The following is an 18327-nucleotide window of genomic DNA, read 5'->3' as shown; positions in this document are numbered from 1 at the left end:
GGCTTTTTTGTGTTTGCCGGGTTTTGGCAGCGGCAAACTTCCCGGCTTGCAACCTTCGCGTGTACTATCTTTGTTAGTAATCGTGTTAGTATCTTCTCCTACCAGAATCCGCGCCGCTTTTGTACGCCATCATTGACCTTGAAACTACCGGCGGACAGCCCACGCAGGACCGCATCACGGAAGTAGCCATCTTTATTCACGACGGCGACAAAGTCGTTGATCAGTACAGCACGCTCGTTAATCCGGGTCGGCCCATTCCCTTCTTTATTACCCAGCTTACCGGCATTACCGACGACATGGTGCGCGACGCGCCCAAGTTTCACGAGGTAGCCCGCAAGATTGTGGAGCTGACCGAAGGCTGCGTATTTGTGGCCCACAACGTGCGCTTCGACTACTCCTTTATGAAAAAGGAGTTTGCCGACCTGGGCTACAACTACTCGCGCAAAACCCTGTGCACGGTGCGCCTGAGCCGCTCCCTGATTCCGGGGCAGCCGAGCTACAGCCTGGGTAAGCTCTGCCAGAACATCGGGATTCCGCTGGAAGGCCGGCACCGGGCCGCCGGCGACGCGGCCGCCACGGCTATTCTGTTTGACCGGCTGCTTAAAATAAGCCAGCAGGACGAGGCCCTGCGCAACCCCACCGTATCGGCGGCCGATACCCTGGCCTCGGTAGACGCGCTGGCCCCGGCAGGCCGACCAAAGAAGACGGCTGCGGCGCCGGCGGCCACTGCCGCGGGCGTGACGACCAAGCAGCCCAGTCCCAAGCGCGTGGCAGCGGTGCAGGAAGCCATTCGCACGGCTTTGCTGCCGCCCAATATTACGCCCGAGAAAGTAGCCTCTCTGCCCCAGGAAGCGGGTGTATACTACTTTCACAACGAGCAGGGCGAGGTTATCTACGTTGGCAAGAGCATCAACATCTACAAGCGGATTCAGCAGCACTTCGCCGTCGATTATAAGTCGCGCAAGTCGCTGGAGTTCAAGAACAGCATCTCCGACATTACCTGGGAGTTGACCGGCTCGGAACTAGTGGCCTTACTGTATGAGTCGTCGGAAATCAAGCGGATGAAGCCGCTTTATAACCGGCAGCAGCGCCGCTCGGTATTCCCGGCGGGCATCTTTTTGCGTACCGACGAGAATGGATACAAGCGCCTCTACTACGGCCGCGCCGATGACCACGCCGAGTCGCACCCACTCATTGCCCTAGGCAATCAGTACAAGGCGAAAGGGTTCCTCTTTCACAAGGTGGCCAAGTTCAACCTGTGCCAGAAGCTCTGCGACTTATACAAAACCAACGGCTCCTGCTTCGACTACCAGGTGCACCGCTGCAAGGGGGCCTGCCTGGGCCTAGAGCCCGCCGAGGAGTACAATAAGCGCGTGGAGGAGGCCATTGAGAGCTTTACTTATGAACACGGCTCCTTCGTGATTATTGGGCGGGGCCGGCGCGAGGACGAGAAAACTGTGGTAGTGGTGGAGCACGGCCGTTACCTGGGCTTTGGCTACGTGGACGCGGAGTTTTCGGCCCGTAAGCTCAACGACTTCAAAGAGGTTATTACCCGATATAACGACAACAAGGATGTGCAGCAGATCATCCGGCAATACTTGCGCACCAAGCACAAAGACAAAGTCAAGGTATTTAAGTAGCCTAACGTTTTAGCAATTGCAGGGCCTGCTTCCTTCGGAGGTGGGCCTTGTTAGTATAGCAGTTGGATCTTTTACTGTCGAGCCTGGGTTATGATAGGAGTATACCTATATTCATTGACCCAGAGGGTTTTCCCGCTCCTTTCGTCCAGTAAGCTGTTTCTGCTATGCAAACATTGTTTACCGCCCCTTTTCTGCAAATCCACCACGACGGATTTGCCCATGCGCTGGAGCTGGAATGGCTGGACTTTGCCAATAGTGCCGAGCTACGGCAGGGAATGAATACCGGGCTGACGCTGGCCCAGCAGTACCACGTGCGGGCCTGGATTGGCAACCTCAAGCACATGCGCGTGATTCGTCCGCTCGACCAGGAATGGCTGAACGCCGATTGGTTTCCGCGGTTTGCCCAGCTCGACATCCTGCACATGGCCGTGGTCGAGTCGGACGACGTGCTGAACCGGCAGGGCGTAACGCGGGTGATGCACAAGGCCAACGGGCTGGCCCCACTGAGTACGGCGTACTTTCATACCATAGAAGAGGCCCGGTTTTGGGTCCGGACATCGGCCTACGCCTTGCAGCCCTAAGCCCCTGGCCTCCCCGCAGTTGCGGGCCGTACTCCTGTTAGGAAGGCTTTTTTCCGACTGATAATAAACGAATCAACACGTAATAAAACTCGTCCGGTACGGCCGAGCCGCCGCCATTACCCGTATTATAGAACTCCGCTCTGAGTGCCCCGCCCCATTACAGCTATTGCCACTATCCGTCTTACTTATCCTGCTTTAGCTTCTTTTCTATGGCTGATCTGCTGTATCCTGCCAACGCGTCCTTGTATTACCATAATGAGTTGGCCACCGTGGTGGAACATGCCCACGGCTACGCCCGCATCGACTGGAACCCGGTCCCGATTACCAGTGCTTCCCTACGAGCCGTGTACGAACAAGTGCTGGCCCTCTTGCTCAGTAGAAGGCTCTGTAAGGTTCTGACTGACCACCAGATGATGCCGCCTCTACTGCCCACCGAACAGCAATGGCTGGTGGAAACCTGGGCTCCGCGCGCTATTCAGGAGGCTGGCTACCGGTATTGTGCCATTGTGCAGGCCTATGATGTGCTCAATCAGCAAAGTACCCGGCAGATTGTGCAGCGGCTAACTGAGAAGCCGCTTACCGTGCGCTACTTTGAAGACGACCAGGCGGCCGAAGACTGGCTTTGCGACACCGATACCCCCTGCCACTCGGGAGGACAGGTTGCTTAGCCTGAAGTTAGAATAAGCGGTGGCGCAGCAACCATCCCGCCGCGTCGAACTCAGTGGCAGCGGGAATATAAGGCTCCACCTTCACCGGTTTGGCAACCTGCAGCGTGTTTCCGTCGCCACTGTCGTACACCATCACCGAAGTAGGCGTCTTGGCGGCATTTGTGGGTGTTGTGAGTTTAACCAGATCCTGACCAGCTCCGTCGTAAATACCGAGGGCAAAGCGGTGGTCGGGCAAACCGCGCAACTCAAACACGTCGTTGCCGCCGAGCCCAAATACCTTGATGGAACGCGTCTGCCGGTAGTCGAAGGTGCGCTGCCCAACTAGGCTGTCGGGCCGGCCGGCGCGCAGGCTGTAGTGGCTCACGCGTAACAGGCCAGGGCCGGTGGGCTCCAGCACAAAATGCTCGGGCGCGTCGGTCCCGGGAATCTCCACATCCTGGGCCAGCAGCTCGTAAAAACGGCTGGCTACGGCCTTGAGCTGGTCGCGGCGGCCCTGCAGGTTTTCGGTGAACTCGCCGCCGGCTTCGGCATATACTGCTTTAGGCCACAGAGCCAGCGCATCGTGAATAACCTGGTTGGAGAGGCTGCGCTGCAGGGAGTCGGCTACTTGCTGAAAGTCCTGGGCGGTGAGGTAGACCAGCAACGACTTATCCATGGGCCGGGCGGCGCGGTTGAGTCCTTCCACGTCGGCCAAGCGGATTTTTTGGTGGAAGCTTTGGTAGTTGGACTTCACCCAGCCAATGATGTGGGTAAAAAAGCCGTCGTCGAACTTGAAAAAGGCGTGGTCCCGGTCACGCGGGATGGGCCGGTACACGGTAGAGCCGCCAGCGGCCGGGAAGCTGGCCCAGCGCCACTGGTCTTCGCGCCGGCTCCAGTCGCCCAGCCACATATCAAACAGGCGGGCCCGCAGATACCAGCGCGCGTCAATCCGGTGCTGATTGTTGGTCACCAGATTGGTAAACACCTTGCGGGAGCTTTCCACCTTGGCCGAGCGGCCGAAGCTACTTACGGCCCGCTGGTCGCCCTCGGGGCGTTCCTCAAACAGGTATAGCGCATTGGCAAAGCTCTGGCGAAAATCGCCCAGGGCGGGGTCGTCGGCAATATAGACCAGGCGCGGGTTGGTGTGATACACGCCGGCGGCGGCGGCCAGCGGGGCCACAATGTAGGCGCCGTAGGGGTTGATAACGCTGGTCTGGTCTTTCATTAGCCGCCCGATGGGCCCGTCGCGCAGGCCCTCGGGCAGGGCTTTGGTGGCATCCTTATCCACAGACCGCAGCACGTACTGCACCCCGCTTTGATCAACGAGGCGCAGGTTTTTGGTTTGGAAGCTACCGCCTTCCTGCACCGGGATAAGCCCGCCGGGCACGGCCGTGCGCAGGTTGAATACCGGTACCTCCACGGGCGTGGCCCATAGCTTGCGGTAGTGCTTGCCCCAGAAAAACCGGTGGATGGGTCCGCGCAGATACTGGGTGCCCGCGGCTACCTGCACCGTGGAATCGGGCCGGATGACGGGTGGTAAGCCCCCGGGGGCTGCCGGGGCCGAACAGGAATCCAGGAGCAGCACACTCAGTAGCGCGCTGCTCAGCAGGGCCGGGCTGCACACATTATGGAGTAAAGACACGGGCGCGGAGAAAAGCGAAAAATTGATGGGCGGAAGCCAATCCTGCCCTTATAGCGCAAAGCAGCCGGTAGCGGTTGTGCTTAGTTACTGTCCACCTTTGCCCGAAACCTGCGTTGAAGGACTCAAGCTCTGCCTTTTCTTCGCCTCAATGACCTATCGTTACCTTTGGCTGCTGCCCGTGTTGTACTGCACATCCTGCGTGCGGCAGAATTTTTTTCAAGCCGATGCCCGCATGCCTGCCACCACTACCCCAGTCCTGACCGACACTGTGCGGGTCACCGTCGGGCGGCACTACCAACGGGGCGCCGTGCACAAGCTGTTCTGGGGCAAGCATTACCGCCATATCTGGGCCACACCTGTCACGCTTCCCGTGCTGGACATGCGCACAACCGTGGCCGGGGGCTTGCAGGCGGGCAAGATGGGCGGTGGCTTTCAGAGCACCAGCATCACCCTCAACGGCGCCAAGGGCCGGCAGTATGCCCTGCGCACTCTGGACAAGGACCCGTACAAAACCCTGCCCAAGGTGATGCGCAAGTCGTTTGCGCTCAACATCGTGCGGGATGCCACTTCGGCTGCCAACCCGTACGCGGCCTTTGTGGTGTCGCCGCTGGCCGAAGCGGCGGGCGTGCTGCACACCAATCCCCGCCCCTTCTACGTGCGGCCCGATGAAACCAACCTGGGCCCTTCCTCCAACCTGTTTCAAGGCAAAGTGGTGATGCTGGAAGAAAAGTACGAAGGCCCGGAAAATCTGACGCCCGCCTTTGGCGCCGCCCGCGACCTGGAAGACAGCGACAATATGCTGGAGGCCCGCTACGCCGACCCGACTCACCAGATTGACCAGCTCGCCTTTGCTCGGGCCCGGCTCCTGGACCTGTGGCTGGGCGACTGGGACCGGCACGAGGGACAGTGGCAGTGGGCTGTGTATGAGCGCAACGGGCGCACCTTGTACCGGGCCGTACCCAAAGACCGGGACCAGGTATTCTACCGGTTTAGCGACGGTCTGGTGCCGTGGCTGGCCAGCCGCCGCTGGGCCGTACGCAAGTTTCGCACCTTTAAGCCCAAGTATGAGGACATCGGCGGCCTGATGAAGAATGCCCGCTTTATTGATGAGCGAGCCTTGTCGGAAGTAAGCCGGGCGCAGTTTCAGGCCCTGGCCCACGACCTGCAGCTGCGCCTCAACGACAGCGTAGTGGCCCGGGCGTTGCGGCGGTTTCCGGCCCCGGTGTATGCCCAGGAAGGAGCCCGCACGGCCGAGGCGCTACGAGCCCGGCGTACCAACCTGCCCAAGGCGGCCGACACGTTCTACCGGGAGCTGGCCCGCCTGGTCACTGTGGCCGGCACCGACCAGGCCGAACACTTTGTAGTGGAGCGGCAGTCGGACACGGCCACGGTGGTGAGTGTGTACCGCATCCTGGACAAAGGCGAAAAGTCTGCTGGCGACACGCTGCTGTACCGGCGCAGCTTCCACCCCGCCGAAACCAAGCGCATCGTGCTGCACGGCCTGCGGGGCAAGGACGTGTTCGAAATCCGGGGAGAAGTGAAGCGCAGCATCCGCGTAGACGTGTATGGCGGGCCTAACGAGGACGCCATTATCAATACTTCCCGGGTGCAGCGCGGGGGCAAGTGGACCTATTATTACGACACCAAGCGGGGCAACACCATTGAGCGGGGCCACGACTTCAAAGACAAAACCAGCGCCGGCGTGCAGATGCACGCCTACGACCGGGAAGGATATTAACCGAAACTTACCAGATACATGCAAAAGGGCCACTGAGTTATTCAGCGGCCCTTTTTGATAATTGAGGCTGAAGAGACTCAGCTGCCTTTATCCACTTCCTGCAGCATGTCGAGCACCATGTGTTCGGTGGGCGTGAGCAGGTCATTTTCGGCGGGGTCGGCGTCGTGGCGGCGCAGGTAGTCGATGAGCTTATCGGAGTGAAACAGCTCCACCACCTGGGGATGAATGTAGTACTTGCTGCACACGGTGGGCGTGTTTCCTAGGCCGGCGGCCACGTCTTTCACGGCCCGTTTCAGTACCTTGTCCTTGGGCAGTTCGGGCTCCTGATGCAACACGGTTTCGAGGCACTCGACCATTTTCACGGTGCCGCCCCAGGTGCGGAAGTCTTTGGCCGATAAGGGCAGGCCCGTAACCTGCTGCAGATACTCATTCACGTCGCCCGATTCCAGCTCGGCCCGGTGCCCGTCGGGGGCGTAGTACTGAAACAGGTGCTGCCCGGGTATTTCCTTGCACTTCTGCACCAGGCGGGCCAGCTTCCGGTCGTGCAGGCTTACGTCGTGGGGCACACCTTTTTTGCCTACGAAGGTGAAGTGCACCTCGTCGCCGGCCACTTCCACGTGCCGGTCGCGCAGGGTGGTCAGGCCGTAGCTCTTGTTTTTCTTGGCGTACTCCTTGTTGCCGACCCGAATAAAGGACTGATCCATGAGCGTCAGCACCAGGGCAATTACCTTCTCCCGGTCCAGCTTGGGGCGCTTTAAATCGTGCTGAATCCGCTGGCGCAGCTCAGGCAGCTTTTCCCCAAAAGCCCGCAGGCGGCTGAATTTGGTAAGGCTGCGGGCCTGGTCCCAGGCTGGGTGGTAGATGTACTGCTTACGGCCCTTGGCGTCGCGCCCGGTTACCTGCAGGTGGGCATTAGCCGAAGGCGCAATCCAGATGTCCGTCCAGGCCGGCGGAATTACGAAGCTGTTAATGCGGCTGAGCGTTTTCTCGTCGGTAATTTTCTCGCCTTTGGCATCGACGTACGAAAAGGTACCCGTGCGGCCGGCTTTGCGGGTTAGGCCGGCTTTGGTGTCGGGCAAATACCGCAGACCGGCCAGCTCGGCCTGCCGGGCAGGGTCTTTATACAAATCGTGGGCTTCTTGCAGGGGCGGCAGGTGCTTTTTCTTGACCTTGGGGCGGGGCGCGGCAGTGGAGGGCATACAGGCAAAGAATTCGCCGCGGGCCGAAGTTGGCGCGGCAGGTTTAGCTGTCTACGCAGAAAAGCCCGGAAGGTAAGCCCGACACTATGGCCCTTTAGCCCGGGTTACGGTCAGTGCCAGCTACTACCCGGCCAAGTCCAGTTATCGGCCAGATTATTTTTCACCCCGCCGAAACTGCTGCCTTTTGCCCGACGCCAGCGTGGTTAAACAGCCGAAAATCAGTACTCAACTTCAATTGGAAGCTGTTGCCTTTCGTTAAAAAAGCGGATTTAAGTAACGGAAGCCGGTTTTGGGGCGTATCGGGCGAGAGACTTTTGGCACCGTTTTTTCTTCTGCCCGGCCATAACCGCATCTTCTACTCCTTATTTAATACCTTTCTCATGCATCGTTCATTCCTCAAGTCCTGGCTCCTGGCTGGCGTACTAGCCGCTTCTTTCGGGGCCGCCTCCTGCTCAAAAGACGGTGACGGCGTGGTGCTATTTTCCGTCAAGGACGATATTGCGCTTGGCGACTCAGTAGCTCAACAAACTGATGAGCTCATGCGCACTAAACCCGCCGAGTACGGCCGCCTGCTGGACCGTGCCAGCAACAAGGATGCTTATGCTGCCCTTGACAACGTGGTAAACGAAGTGCTTAACAACGGCAAGCTCACGTATCGGGACCAGTTTAAATGGGACGTAAAAATTGTGCAGAAGGACGATAAAAATGCCTTTGCCACGCCCGGCGGGCACATTTACGTCTACACCGGCCTTATTAAGTACCTCGACCGGGAGTCGCAGCTGGCCGGTGTGCTGGGCCATGAAATTGCCCACGCCGACCGGCGTCACACCTCCAAGCAGCTCCAGACCCAGTACGGCATCGATTTTCTGCTGAGCCTGGTACTGGGCAATAACCCTAACCAGCTGGCGCAGATAGCGGCCGGCCTGGGCCAGCTTAAGTTTAGCCGCGACGCGGAAAGCGAAGCGGATCAGTACTCGGTTATCTATCTACAGGGCACCAAATACACCTGCGACGGCGCGGCCGGCTTCTTCATTAAGGCCAAGAACGAAGGCAACACCAACCCGCCCGCCTTCCTGAGCACTCACCCCGATCCGGATAACCGGATTGAAGCTATTCAGAACAAGGCCAAAGAGCTGGGCTGCGTGAAATCGACCGAGTCGGACACGAACTTGGCCACACTCAAGCGCGTGCTGCCCTAAACGGCTCTGCTGCACGGCTTTCAAGGCCCGCCCGGAATCCGGGCGGGCTTTTTTTATGGAGGAGAATAGCTCGTGCGGGCAACTTGCCCGGGGCCTGCCTGCGTATGGCTTTGCGAATTGCTTGCTTTCTTTGCCCGTACCTATGGCTCCTCTACTCAACAAACTCGGCGACTGGGCCGAAAAAGCCGACGACCTGATTCTGCGGGCCCGCACCCGCCTAGGTCTGCTCGATCCGCTTCAGATTGTCCCCTACCGCAGCTACGGCACGCCTACCCGGCTCTACATAAAAGGCCGCCTGCTCACCGACAAGGGTATTGGGGAGCCCGACCCCAACGATTCACGCTGGAGCAATCTGCTGAACATGTACCGGCGGTTTGAAAGCAACGAGATTTCCGGGGCCCAGCTTCTGGTACGCCCCGCCGATCAGTCCGAGCACCTGGTTGTGACCGACGACGAAGGATATTTCTCCCTGAACCTGGAGCCCCAGACCCTACCCGAGCCCATCGATTTTATGTGGTACCCGGTGGATGTGCTGCTCCAGTCGGTGCCCCAGCCCCTGACGCTACCCGTCGGGCTCCGCTCCCAGGCTCCAGTCCTGATTCCGCCAGCCGACGCCGAGTATGGCATCATCAGCGACCTGGACGACACGGTTATTCAAACCTCGGCCACGGATATTCTGCGCATGGCCCGCACAGTGCTGCTGCGCAATGCCCGCTCCCGCCTGCCTTTTAAAGGGGTAGCCGAGTTTTATAGGGCCCTGCAGCTGGGGCGCAACGGCAAGCGCAACAACCCGTTCTTCTACGTCAGCAGCAGCCCCTGGAACCTGTACGACTTGCTGGAAGACTTTCTCAACCTGAACCAGATTCCGCCCGGTCCCTTGCTGCTGCGCGACTTTGCCATGGTCCGGAAGGCGGCTAAGGACCCTTCGGAACACCACGGACATAAGCTGCGCGAAATCGACAACATCCTGCTTACCTACCCCACGTTGCCCTTCGTGCTCATCGGCGACAGCGGGCAGGAAGACGCCAATATTTACCGCGAAGTGGTGCGGCGCCACCCGGGCCGGATCCTGGCCATCTACATCCGCGACGTGCTCCGCCCCGACCGGGCCACCCTGGTCGAAAAGGTCTCCGAAGAGCTGCGTGGCGACAAAGTAGAAATGCTGCTGGTGCAGGACACGGTGCAGGCGGCCGAGCACGCGGCCAAAAATGGCCTGATCTTTACCGAGGCCATTCCAGCCGTGGTTGAGGAAAAGCAAAAAGACGAAACCACCCCCGAAGACCCCGGTGAGGCGCAAGAGCAAGGCGCTTAGTTTTTAATGTACTAACACCCGCCTGTCATGGCGAGCGAAGCACAGCCATCCGTCCTCTGCCAGTGACAAGTGACCTTTTACCAGAAAGCCCTTTATCGGTAGTTCGATAAAGGGCTTTTCACATAAGAGGGCTGAGCACGTTTCAGAGGACGGATGGCTTCGTCATTCTTCCTCGCAATGACGGGTTTCCTCCACTGGGTAGATCAGCTGGAGTGGTCGGCTACGATGACCCACTGACCGTTGATGCGGCGAAAAATGAGCAGATAGTGGCCCGTCAGGTCGCCAGCGGCGGGGCGGGCCAGGTGCCAGCGTCCCACTACCTGAGCAACGTCCGAACCCAGCGGCGTAATACGCAGGTTGGAAAACCGGAGCTGGCCCATCGTGGCCGCATCAGGATAGGTGCGACGGTAGTTGTCAAGAGTGGGCTGCCAGCCGTATGTCAGGCCGCTCTTGCCAATGAATACGAGGGAGTCAGACTGCCAGTAGCCCTGCATAAAGGTCGTCACGTCGCCGCGGTTCCAGGCGGCGGTTTGGGCAGCCAGCACCTGCTGAATGGTGCTGCGAATCTGCTCCGGCCGCTCCGACTGGGAGCAGGAAGTAGTCAGTGTAGCGCCGAGCGCCAGGAGGATGAGTAGCTTTTTCATGGGCCGACAGAGCGGGTTTAACTGATTATTCTTCCACTAACTCCCGCACGTAATTGATGCCACCCAGGCGGCGCATGTTGCGCATCACCCGGCGCTGCTTAGCCCGGGCCGCGGGGCCCGGGTTGCTGGCCCGAAACCGCAGCGGATTGGGCAGCACACCCGCCAGCAAGGCTGCCTCGGCCGGCGTTACCCGACTGGCCGGCTTATGAAAGTACCGTTGCGAAGCGGCTTCAACCCCGAAGGTACAGTCGCCCATTTCGGCTACGCTCAGATACATTTCCATGATGCGGCGCTTGTCCCAGAGCAGCTCGATGAGCATGGTGAAATAGGCTTCGGCAGCCTTGCGTACGTAGCTGCGGCCGTGCCAGAGAAACACGTTTTTAGCTACCTGCTGCGAAATCGTGCTGCCGCCCACCAGCTTCTTGCCGTCTTGCATGTTGGTCTTTACCGCGTTTTGCAGGGCGTTGAAGTCGAAGCCATGGTGCTTGAGAAACAGTTGGTCTTCAGCCGCTATCAACGCCAGCGGTACATGGGGCGACACCTCGTCGAGGCCCTTGAAGTCGTAGCTGATGCGGCGCCCGTCTTCCCGAATTCCGTAGTAGCCCTTGCCCACCGGGGCGTGGGCCCGGCGCTCCAGCATCAGCCAGGTGGCCGGCGGCGACACCCAGCGGTACACCAGCACCCAGGCAATGGAAGTCAGGAATAAAGCGGCCACTACCTGCAAGCCGATCCGCCAGGCCTGGCGCCAATACTGTGAATAATTCGCCACTCGTTGCGGGTTGTGCTAAATCCTTTTCGTGGACCTAAAGTAGGTCCTGCGGGCAAAAATAGCGGAATTGTGGCCGCACCGCCGTACCCGCCGGGCAATTCGCCGTACTTTTTATCGGTTTGTCTGTTCTCTCTGTATGCCCCGTCTCCTAGCCCTGTTTCCCTTAAACCTGGTCGTCTTCCCCGGCGAAAAACTCAACCTGCACATCTTCGAGCCCCGCTACCGCCAGTTGGTGCGCGACTGTGTGGAAACCGGCCTCACGTTCGGCATTCCGCCCTACCTCAACGATGGGGTGAGCGAGTTGGGCACCGAAATGCAGCTGGTTGGTATCGACAAGCAGTATGAGAACGGAGAAATGGACATTCGCACCAAAGCGGTGGGCGTGTTCCGCATCCGGGAGTTTTTCCGCCAGGCCCCCGGTAAGCTTTACGCCGCCGGCACCATTGAGGAGGTAGCCGACGACCCCGACCAGGATGCCGACCTGAAAGGACGCATTACGGAGTACGTGCAGCAGCTTTACACGGCCCTGGGACTGCGCAAGCTCTTCGTGGACCTGCCTCCCACCTACCGCATTTACGACGTGGCCCATAACCTGGGCCTGACCACGGAGCAGGAATACCAGCTGCTGGCTACCACCAGTGAATTGGAGCGGCAGGAAATTGTGCTGGAGCATCTGGAAACCATTCTGCCCGTGATTATGGAAACCGAACGGCTCAAGGACCGGGCCCGGCTCAATGGACACTTCAAGAACCTGACGCCGCCCAACTTTTAAGCTCCTCCACAGGGCGCTGGGCCACCAGCTTCCTGATTATTCACCGTTTCTGACTCTGCTCCCGCTTGGTGACCTTCGCCCAACTTGTGTATTTCGCCCTGGCTCTGGTAGTGGGGCTGGCCCTGTGGCTGCTGTACCGCTACGCCCTGGAACGGCGCTACCGGCGGCAGCCCTACGTGGCCCCGGCCGAGGCGGGTTGGGCCATTCAGACTCCGGAAGCCGGCCGCCTGCGCTACCGCATTGCTTTAGTCGGGGACCTGGGTGCGGTGGCTACCGATGGGCAGGACCCGGTGCTCAACCTGCTGCAGCACTGGCTTAGGGAGGCGGGTGCGGCAAGCAGCGTGGTTCTTCTCGGCGACAATGTGTACCCAACGGGCATTCCGGCGCCAACTCATCCGGGCCGGGCTGCCGCCGAAAAGCGGCTGGATACGCAGCTCGACGCCTTTCAGCAGTACGCCGGCCGGGTAATTTTTCTTAGCGGCAACCACGACTGGAACAAGGGCCGCCCCGATGGTTACCAGTACGTTCTGAGGCAGGAAGCCTACGTGCTGGAACACCTTCCTACTGCGCATTACCTGCCCCCGCAAGGCTGTCCGGGCCCGGTCACGGTGCAGCTGGCCGAGGGCCTGCTACTGGTGGTGCTCAATACGCAGTGGTGGGTGCAGAACGGGCCCCGCCCGCTGGGGCCGGAGTACGGCTGCACGGTGAGCAACTCCAAAGAGCCCTTTGCCCAGCTCCAGGAAATTCTGGAACACAACCGCCACCAGCAGATAGTAGTGGCGGGGCATCATCCGCTTTATTCCAACGCCATGCACGGGGGCAAATTTACCACCAAGCAGCACTTGTTTCCGCTGACGGCGGCTCATAAGAAAGCCTACGTACCGCTACCAGTTATTGGCTCCCTGTTTCCGGTTTACCGCAAGCTGATTGGGGCCGCCGAAGATATGTCCCACCCCCGCTACCGCAAGATGCGCCGCCGCCTGCTGCGGGTATTACACCAGTTTCCCAACATCATTTATGCCGCCGGCCACGACCACAACTTGCAGTACTTCCACTACCGGCAGGGGCATTATCTGGTCAGCGGGTCGGGCAGCAAAACGGCCTTCGTACAGCCCGGCGGCAAGTCAACCTTTACCCACGAGCACAAAGGCTTTTTTGCCCTGGAGTTTTACCACGGCGGCGAAGTCTGGCTGCGCACCTACGAGCCCGCCTCTACTGCCGATACTCCTGTGGGAGCGGAAGTATTCCGCAAAAAGCTGGTAGCCGCATCGGCTGCCACTACGTCGTCAGCGGCAACAGCATCCGCAGGCTCCGGGGCTCAATCGTGACCTGCAGGGGCAACTGAGCCTGCTGGGGCTCCCCATCTACCTGCACCAGGGCCTCCTCATGGCCGGGCACTTCTATAGTAGCGTGGCGGCAGCGCAGGCGCTTGGTGTAGACGGACTCGTCGAAGGCATCGGTGTAGAGCTGATAGAGAATTCCCAGCGCGGCGGTGCCCGGAAACGGCTCAATCAGGCAGATTTCAAATTCCCCGTCGTCGACCCGGCTATCTGGGTTAATAACCACATTGCTGCCGAACGTATTAGCATTGGCCACCGTGACCATAAACGCGGCGCCCTCATAGGTTTCCCGGTCAGTAGTGATGCGGTATACAGCCGGCTCATAGCCCAGGTATTCCTGCATGGCAATGCGCACGTAGGCACCCGGCCCGCGGGTGTCGCCGCTGCAGAAACGCTCCACTACCAGGGCATTAAAGCCCAGATCCGCTAAATGGGCGCAGAAAGTGTCCCCCACCCGCAGCGTGTCGATGGCGCGCACTTGGTGGTCCCAGATTAGGCGCAAGGCCTCCTGCTGGTCCTGCGGAATCCCCAGATCCTTGGATAAGCCATTACCCGAGCCCAGGGGAAGTATGCCCAGCGGCAGCTTGGTACCGGCTAAGACGGAGGCAACCAGGCTCACGGTACCGTCGCCGCCAGCCGCAAATACCGCGTCGTAGGACTGCTGACTGATATACTGCTTGAGCTTGGCAAAATCATCGTTGCCGGAGGTATGAAAAAAGGCAGCACTGCGGCCGCGTTCCGCGCAAAAGGTCGAGATGGTGTCTTCCAGTTCCGTCTTATCAATGTCGCCCGAAATAGGATTCAGAACGAACAGGAGGCGCAAAAGAATGGGTGGGGAAGTCATAGCAGGGCGGATTCTAAATCGGGGTAGTGCTTGTAAGTACGGCATTAAACGCGCTGTGGCCGAGCTTACGCCCGGCCACAGTTCAAGTTTCAATAAAGTAAGCCATCAGAATTACGGCTTCAGGCCGGCGGGCAGCCCCTGCGGAAACTCCGTGGCAATAGCCTTCTGAATCTCCCCGATGCGGTTGCCGGGGTTGGGGTGGGTGCTCATAAACTCCGGCGTGCGGCTGCCGCCCCCGGTTTGCTCCAGAATCTGCATTACTTGGACCATGGCTTCGGGGTTATAGCCGGCCTGGGCAGTGAAATCTACTGCCAGACGGTCCGACTCCAGCTCGTCTTCGCGCCCAAAGCGCATGGTCACCAGCTTGGCAACCATGGCCGTAGCGGCGGCGGCAGCGGCCGTGCTGGGCCGGTCCGGGTCGTAGACGGCAATGGCGGCGGCCCCGGTCAGGCCCTGGGTCAGGTTGGATTTAGCTACCTGCTCAGCCGAGTGGCGGCCTACTACGTGGCCGATTTCGTGGGCCAGTACGCCGGCCACTTGTCCTTCCGTCCGCAGGTTCTTGAGCAAACCCGCCGTGATGAAGATCTGGCCGCCGGGCAGGGCAAAGGCATTAATCGTATTTTCGTCGGCCAGCAGGTGAAACTGAAACTTGTAGGGCGTCTGGCTGGCCTTGGTGCTACGCACGAGAAGCTGCCCGATTTCCTCGACCCGGGCAGCGGCCTGCCGGTCGGGATGCAGGCCGCCGTACTGCTGGGCCATTTCGGGAGCAGCCTGCAGGCCCAGGGCAATTTCCTGCTCGGCCGTCATATCGACGTGCTGCACCTCCCCGGTTACTTCGTTGGTGGAGCGCTTGCAGTAATAGGTTACAAATGAGAAGCCTGCAATTATCAGGGCAATTATGTAGCGGAGTCCTCCTCTCATGGCAGTAGGGTAAGTTGGTAGTGGGCGGATGAAAAATCAGCCCCGAGGAGCTGTTTCGCTTGTAACGCGAAGCTGGTAGCAGGGTTGTGCTGGTCCTATATACCCAAAATGCAGTTATCTGCGTATCAGGCCAAGACCCGCTCCTTCCCGGGTATTTTTTTCCCTTTCCGCTTCTTAACTGCTCCTTTCATATGAATCAAAAACGCACCTTCGGCGCCATTCTGACTATTCTAGGTATACTCGGCATCATTGCGGGAGCTCTGGGCTTTCTGCAGATCGGAGGGCTGGGCCTGAGCAAGATGAACTCCCTGGTACCGTTTGCCGTGGGCCTGATCTTCTTCTTTGCCGGCATTAATCTGGTAAAAGCCACCGGTGACCGGGCCTAAAAACCCGCACCACAACCCTGTAAACGCAGAAAAACCCAGCCAATCCGGCTGGGTTTTTCTATGAACGAACAACAGACAACTAGAACAACAATTTAAAGCTTGGCAATGCCCTGGGTGCGGGCAAAGGCAGTAAGGGCAGGGTCCAGCTGCAAAAACGAGGACGTATAATTCACCGTGGCCGGGGCGTGGGCATAAATCACCGAGCCGCCTTTGATGGCCCGGATAATGCTGCTGGCCTGGGCCGTGGGCAGCGCCGGGCAGCCCTGGCTACGGCCCAGCCGGCCGTGCTGCCGCACGAAATCCTCGCACACGTACTCGGCCCCGTGCACCACTACGGCCCGGCTGGCGGCATTGCTGTTGTAGCGGGGCTCCAGGCCCTGCAGCTTCAGCGAGAGGCCGTGCTTGCCAGTGTAAGTGTTGCCCGTCACGTAAAAGCCGATGCTGCTTTGCTCCGACCCGTTCTTGTTGGAAAAGGCCTTGGCAAACTCTTCGCCGGTGTTTTTGCCGTGGGCCACCAGGGTGTGAAACAGCACCCGCTGCTTTTTCAGGTCAATAACCCACAGGCGCTTCAGGCGGCTAGAGCGGCTAAAGTCGATAACGGTGAGCAAAGGCTTGGCCGTGGAAGCCAGGCCCCGCTGCTGCAGGTTATAGTATCCAATCAGGGCCTGCCGGAAAACGCTCAGGGACAGGCCACTTTGGGTCAGCCCACTCTGGGTGTACGTCAGGAGCATGTGCTGCTCGAAGGCGGCGGTGTAGAAGGCCTTCCGGGCCGCGGCGTTGGCCGAAGCCGCCGCATGTTGAGTGCTCCGGGGATTGTCGGTCGCGGTAGCCGGCGCGGCAAAAGCAAGAAACGAAAGTGCGGTCAGCAATAAGCCTGCAAAGGCAGTCCGTGGGTTGGGCATGGGCTGGAATCGGCCTAAAATGACGGTAAAAGAAGAATGCCGGGAGCGTGGCTATACAAATCTAGTACTTTTGCGCTACGCATGCTTCTTGGCGTGTCTAACGACTCTTTCCTACCACCGGTTCCCGGTTGTTCCCCGCTTATGCATATTCGTCCGAAACTGCTTTTCGTGCTTGGAATGGTGCTACTCAGCGGCTGTGGCCACGCCTTAACTGAGCTGCCCGGCTTCGATGCTGAGGTGTGGCGCCACGACCCCTACGCCTGCCAAAACCGGCGTCAGGCTCAGTTGCCTGCCCTGCAGCAGCACCGGGAGCTGCTCTACGGTACCCGCGCCGATGATATTGATGCTCTCTTTGGCCGCCCCGATGAGGAAGAGCTCAGTGAACAAACCGAAAAGCTATACTTCTACTACCTGGAGCCCGGCACCCAGTGTGAGCCCACCCACCAACGCTCCGCGGCCAACAAGCTGGTGCTCCGCTTTGGCCCTCTGGGCACCGTCACGGAAGTTCTCTACGAACGAGCCCCCACGCGTCATTAGCTTGTCCTAAAGATCTAATAAAAAAGGCGGCTCTCCCACTTGGGAAAGCCGCCTTTTTACTTGTAACAGATTTGTAAGCTTAGCCGATTCCACCCTCATTATTAGCGGGCTGGGCCGGCACCGTTTCCTGCTGCTGTTGCTGATTGTGGAACATACTCAGCTGGGAAGGCGTCAAGATGCGGCTGCACTCAATCTCGTACTGGGCCTCAAGCTCGGCAATCTTGGCAGACTGCTGGCCGGGGTCGGCCTTGTACTGCCACTGAATCTCGTCGAGGCGGGCCAGCTTGATGCGGTTGGCTTCGCGCAGCCGGATGTACTGGGCCTCGTTCAGGTGCAATTGGTTGCACATCTGCCGGGTCAGGTCGGCTACCCGGGCTTCGGAGATCTGCTCGGAGCCGGGCATTTCGGCGTGCTTATCTTTCTTCTGGGCACTGGCTGCCGTGGCCAGGCTCAAAAACAGGGTCAATGTGAGCAATAGGGATTTCATAGGAGCGGTAGTAAAAAGCGTACAAGTTGCGATTCGACTAAATGAGGCATGAAAGCATGTAGAGAACCCTCTAACCGTTTCACGCGCTATATATTGTCCAAATATATATTCATTTTGTCAAAATCTCAACCGCATTATCAACATAGTTTTTAACTGTCTAGGTTCCGCCGAAAATCATTTTCACCATAAAAAAAGGCCGATTCCATAGACTGGAATCGGCCTTTTCTAGAATAGTCCAGGCTGCTTACTCAATGCCTTCAATTGGCTTGTGGTCAGGGCTCTTGAAGTACTGCATTGCCACCAGCGAAATGATGACGCCCGACATCACGCTCTGCAGCAGAATGGCCAGGAAGGCAATCGTCACCGACAAGTCGAAGCCGAACAGGTCGCGAGCCCGGAGCTGATCCATGATGCTGGGGTTGATAACTGTGTAGATAACGAAGAACAGACCAAATATCACCGAGGCGACGATGGACGTAATAATGCCCGTACCAAAGCCCTGCAGGTAGGGCATCTTGTCGTTGCGGACGCGCTTAAAGTGCGCAATGGCCATGCAGATACCAATGGCCAGAACTACGCCATTAAGGAAACTGAATTCTACCCGCTCGGTCAGGTGCAGCATAGAGGCCAGCAGAAAATATACAATCATACCGGCAGCCGTGAACAGGCCGTACCGGATTCCATTTTTTTCGGGGGTGATGTTTACGCTATTCATAATACGAAGGGAAAAAAGAGTATGATGAAGACAATGCTTGCTTCGGAACTGC

General features: G+C 58.9%; 19 protein-coding genes. 10 read left to right on the top strand and 9 right to left on the bottom strand.

Annotation, left to right across the window (positions count from 1 at the left end; all coding sequences use genetic code 11):
* Positions 1–119: 119 nt before the first annotated feature.
* The 3 genes from MUN79_RS19230 to MUN79_RS19220 all read left to right on the top strand — a co-directional run bounded on the left by MUN79_RS19230 (position 120) and on the right by MUN79_RS19220 (position 2889).
* Positions 120–1640: an exonuclease domain-containing protein gene (locus MUN79_RS19230; protein WP_244674224.1), complete on the top strand. Its 1521-nt coding sequence runs from the start codon at positions 120–122 to the stop codon at positions 1638–1640.
* Positions 1641–1804: 164 nt separating this feature from the next.
* Positions 1805–2221: a hypothetical protein gene (locus MUN79_RS19225; protein WP_244674223.1), complete on the top strand. Its 417-nt coding sequence runs from the start codon at positions 1805–1807 to the stop codon at positions 2219–2221.
* A 209-nt stretch (positions 2222–2430) separates the two neighbouring features.
* Positions 2431–2889, top strand: coding sequence for a hypothetical protein (locus tag MUN79_RS19220; protein WP_244674222.1), 459 nt, complete (start codon positions 2431–2433; stop codon positions 2887–2889).
* Between the two features lie 7 nt (positions 2890–2896).
* On the opposite strand, the gene MUN79_RS19215 is transcribed toward MUN79_RS19220, so the two are convergent.
* A complete protein-coding gene (locus MUN79_RS19215; protein WP_244674221.1) occupies positions 2897–4510 on the bottom strand; it encodes a hypothetical protein in 1614 nt (537 codons plus the stop codon).
* Between the two features lie 148 nt (positions 4511–4658).
* Between MUN79_RS19215 and MUN79_RS19210 the strand changes: the two genes are divergently transcribed.
* The gene (locus tag MUN79_RS19210) at positions 4659–6248 is read left to right on the top strand and encodes a hypothetical protein (protein ID WP_244674220.1); all 1590 of its coding nucleotides are present in this window, start codon (positions 4659–4661) and stop codon (positions 6246–6248) included.
* Positions 6249–6325: 77 nt separating this feature from the next.
* On the opposite strand, the gene MUN79_RS19205 is transcribed toward MUN79_RS19210, so the two are convergent.
* Positions 6326–7447 (bottom strand): DNA topoisomerase IB, encoded by a 1122-nt coding sequence (locus MUN79_RS19205; protein ID WP_244674219.1) that lies wholly within the window; start codon positions 7445–7447, stop codon positions 6326–6328.
* A 380-nt stretch (positions 7448–7827) separates the two neighbouring features.
* Between MUN79_RS19205 and MUN79_RS19200 the strand changes: the two genes are divergently transcribed.
* A complete protein-coding gene (locus tag MUN79_RS19200; protein WP_244674218.1) occupies positions 7828–8646 on the top strand; it encodes a M48 family metalloprotease in 819 nt (272 codons plus the stop codon).
* A 142-nt stretch (positions 8647–8788) separates the two neighbouring features.
* Positions 8789–9958: an App1 family protein phosphatidate phosphatase gene (locus MUN79_RS19195; protein WP_244674217.1), complete on the top strand. Its 1170-nt coding sequence runs from the start codon at positions 8789–8791 to the stop codon at positions 9956–9958.
* 203 nt (positions 9959–10161) lie between these two features.
* Here MUN79_RS19195 and MUN79_RS19190 read toward each other — a convergent pair whose 3' ends face one another.
* Together MUN79_RS19190 and mtgA are read right to left on the bottom strand one after the other, a co-directional pair.
* Positions 10162–10602, bottom strand: a complete 441-nt coding sequence (locus MUN79_RS19190) for a YybH family protein (RefSeq protein WP_244674216.1) — start codon at positions 10600–10602, stop codon at positions 10162–10164.
* 25 nt (positions 10603–10627) lie between these two features.
* The gene (mtgA, locus tag MUN79_RS19185; protein WP_244674215.1) at positions 10628–11371 is read right to left on the bottom strand and encodes a monofunctional biosynthetic peptidoglycan transglycosylase; all 744 of its coding nucleotides are present in this window, start codon (positions 11369–11371) and stop codon (positions 10628–10630) included.
* Between the two features lie 136 nt (positions 11372–11507).
* Here mtgA and MUN79_RS19180 point away from each other — a divergent pair, with 136 nt between their 5' ends.
* Positions 11508–12143 carry an LON peptidase substrate-binding domain-containing protein gene (locus MUN79_RS19180; protein WP_244674214.1) on the top strand — a complete coding sequence of 212 codons (636 nt, stop codon included), beginning with the start codon at positions 11508–11510 and terminating at the stop codon, positions 12141–12143.
* Between the two features lie 68 nt (positions 12144–12211).
* Positions 12212–13471, top strand: coding sequence for a metallophosphoesterase (locus tag MUN79_RS19175; RefSeq protein ID WP_244674213.1), 1260 nt, complete (start codon positions 12212–12214; stop codon positions 13469–13471).
* Here MUN79_RS19175 and MUN79_RS19170 read toward each other — a convergent pair.
* Positions 13422–14327, bottom strand: a complete 906-nt coding sequence (locus MUN79_RS19170; RefSeq protein WP_244674212.1) for a diacylglycerol/lipid kinase family protein — start codon at positions 14325–14327, stop codon at positions 13422–13424. The two genes, MUN79_RS19175 and MUN79_RS19170, sit on opposite strands and share 50 nt — an antisense overlap.
* Positions 14328–14438: 111 nt before the next feature.
* A complete protein-coding gene (locus tag MUN79_RS19165; RefSeq protein ID WP_244674211.1) occupies positions 14439–15248 on the bottom strand; it encodes a M48 family metallopeptidase in 810 nt (269 codons plus the stop codon).
* Between the two features lie 191 nt (positions 15249–15439).
* Here MUN79_RS19165 and MUN79_RS19160 point away from each other — a divergent pair, with 191 nt between their 5' ends.
* On the top strand, positions 15440–15634 hold the full coding sequence (locus MUN79_RS19160; RefSeq protein WP_100335980.1) for a hypothetical protein: 195 nt from the start codon (positions 15440–15442) through the stop codon (positions 15632–15634).
* Between the two features lie 92 nt (positions 15635–15726).
* On the opposite strand, the gene MUN79_RS19155 is transcribed toward MUN79_RS19160, so the two are convergent.
* A complete protein-coding gene (locus MUN79_RS19155) occupies positions 15727–16503 on the bottom strand; it encodes a murein L,D-transpeptidase catalytic domain family protein (RefSeq protein ID WP_244674210.1) in 777 nt (258 codons plus the stop codon).
* Between the two features lie 210 nt (positions 16504–16713).
* Between MUN79_RS19155 and MUN79_RS19150 the strand changes: the two genes are divergently transcribed.
* Positions 16714–17073, top strand: coding sequence for a hypothetical protein (locus MUN79_RS19150; protein ID WP_244674209.1), 360 nt, complete (start codon positions 16714–16716; stop codon positions 17071–17073).
* Positions 17074–17152: 79 nt separating this feature from the next.
* Here the strand turns inward: MUN79_RS19150 and MUN79_RS19145 are convergent, their stop codons facing one another.
* Together MUN79_RS19145 and MUN79_RS19140 are read right to left on the bottom strand one after the other, a co-directional pair.
* On the bottom strand, positions 17153–17560 hold the full coding sequence (locus tag MUN79_RS19145; RefSeq protein ID WP_244674208.1) for a hypothetical protein: 408 nt from the start codon (positions 17558–17560) through the stop codon (positions 17153–17155).
* 244 nt (positions 17561–17804) lie between these two features.
* Positions 17805–18275: a DUF4199 domain-containing protein gene (locus MUN79_RS19140; RefSeq protein WP_244674207.1), complete on the bottom strand. Its 471-nt coding sequence runs from the start codon at positions 18273–18275 to the stop codon at positions 17805–17807.
* Positions 18276–18327: the final 52 nt, after the last annotated feature.

The organism is Hymenobacter cellulosilyticus, assembly GCF_022919215.1.
GTDB lineage: Bacteria > Bacteroidota > Bacteroidia > Cytophagales > Hymenobacteraceae > Hymenobacter > Hymenobacter cellulosilyticus.
Note: the sequence above shows the minus strand (reverse complement) of the source record. Positions and strands in the feature narration are given on the sequence as shown.

Excerpts from the sequence above, each read along its gene's own strand:
- MUN79_RS19225 (WP_244674223.1), top strand. The coding sequence starts at position 1,805 with ATGCAAACATTGTTTACCGCCCCTTTTCTGCAAATCCACCACGACGGA.
- MUN79_RS19220 (WP_244674222.1), top strand. The coding sequence starts at position 2,431 with ATGGCTGATCTGCTGTATCCTGCCAACGCGTCCTTGTATTACCATAAT.
- MUN79_RS19210 (WP_244674220.1), top strand. The coding sequence starts at position 4,659 with ATGACCTATCGTTACCTTTGGCTGCTGCCCGTGTTGTACTGCACATCC.
- MUN79_RS19205 (WP_244674219.1), bottom strand. The coding sequence starts at position 7,447 with ATGCCCTCCACTGCCGCGCCCCGCCCCAAGGTCAAGAAAAAGCACCTG.
- MUN79_RS19200 (WP_244674218.1), top strand. The coding sequence starts at position 7,828 with ATGCATCGTTCATTCCTCAAGTCCTGGCTCCTGGCTGGCGTACTAGCC.
- MUN79_RS19195 (WP_244674217.1), top strand. The coding sequence starts at position 8,789 with ATGGCTCCTCTACTCAACAAACTCGGCGACTGGGCCGAAAAAGCCGAC.
- MUN79_RS19190 (WP_244674216.1), bottom strand. The coding sequence starts at position 10,602 with ATGAAAAAGCTACTCATCCTCCTGGCGCTCGGCGCTACACTGACTACT.
- MUN79_RS19180 (WP_244674214.1), top strand. The coding sequence starts at position 11,508 with ATGCCCCGTCTCCTAGCCCTGTTTCCCTTAAACCTGGTCGTCTTCCCC.
- MUN79_RS19170 (WP_244674212.1), bottom strand. The coding sequence starts at position 14,327 with ATGACTTCCCCACCCATTCTTTTGCGCCTCCTGTTCGTTCTGAATCCT.
- MUN79_RS19165 (WP_244674211.1), bottom strand. The coding sequence starts at position 15,248 with ATGAGAGGAGGACTCCGCTACATAATTGCCCTGATAATTGCAGGCTTC.
- MUN79_RS19160 (WP_100335980.1), top strand. The coding sequence starts at position 15,440 with ATGAATCAAAAACGCACCTTCGGCGCCATTCTGACTATTCTAGGTATA.
- MUN79_RS19150 (WP_244674209.1), top strand. The coding sequence starts at position 16,714 with ATGGTGCTACTCAGCGGCTGTGGCCACGCCTTAACTGAGCTGCCCGGC.
- MUN79_RS19145 (WP_244674208.1), bottom strand. The coding sequence starts at position 17,560 with ATGAAATCCCTATTGCTCACATTGACCCTGTTTTTGAGCCTGGCCACG.
- MUN79_RS19140 (WP_244674207.1), bottom strand. The coding sequence starts at position 18,275 with ATGAATAGCGTAAACATCACCCCCGAAAAAAATGGAATCCGGTACGGC.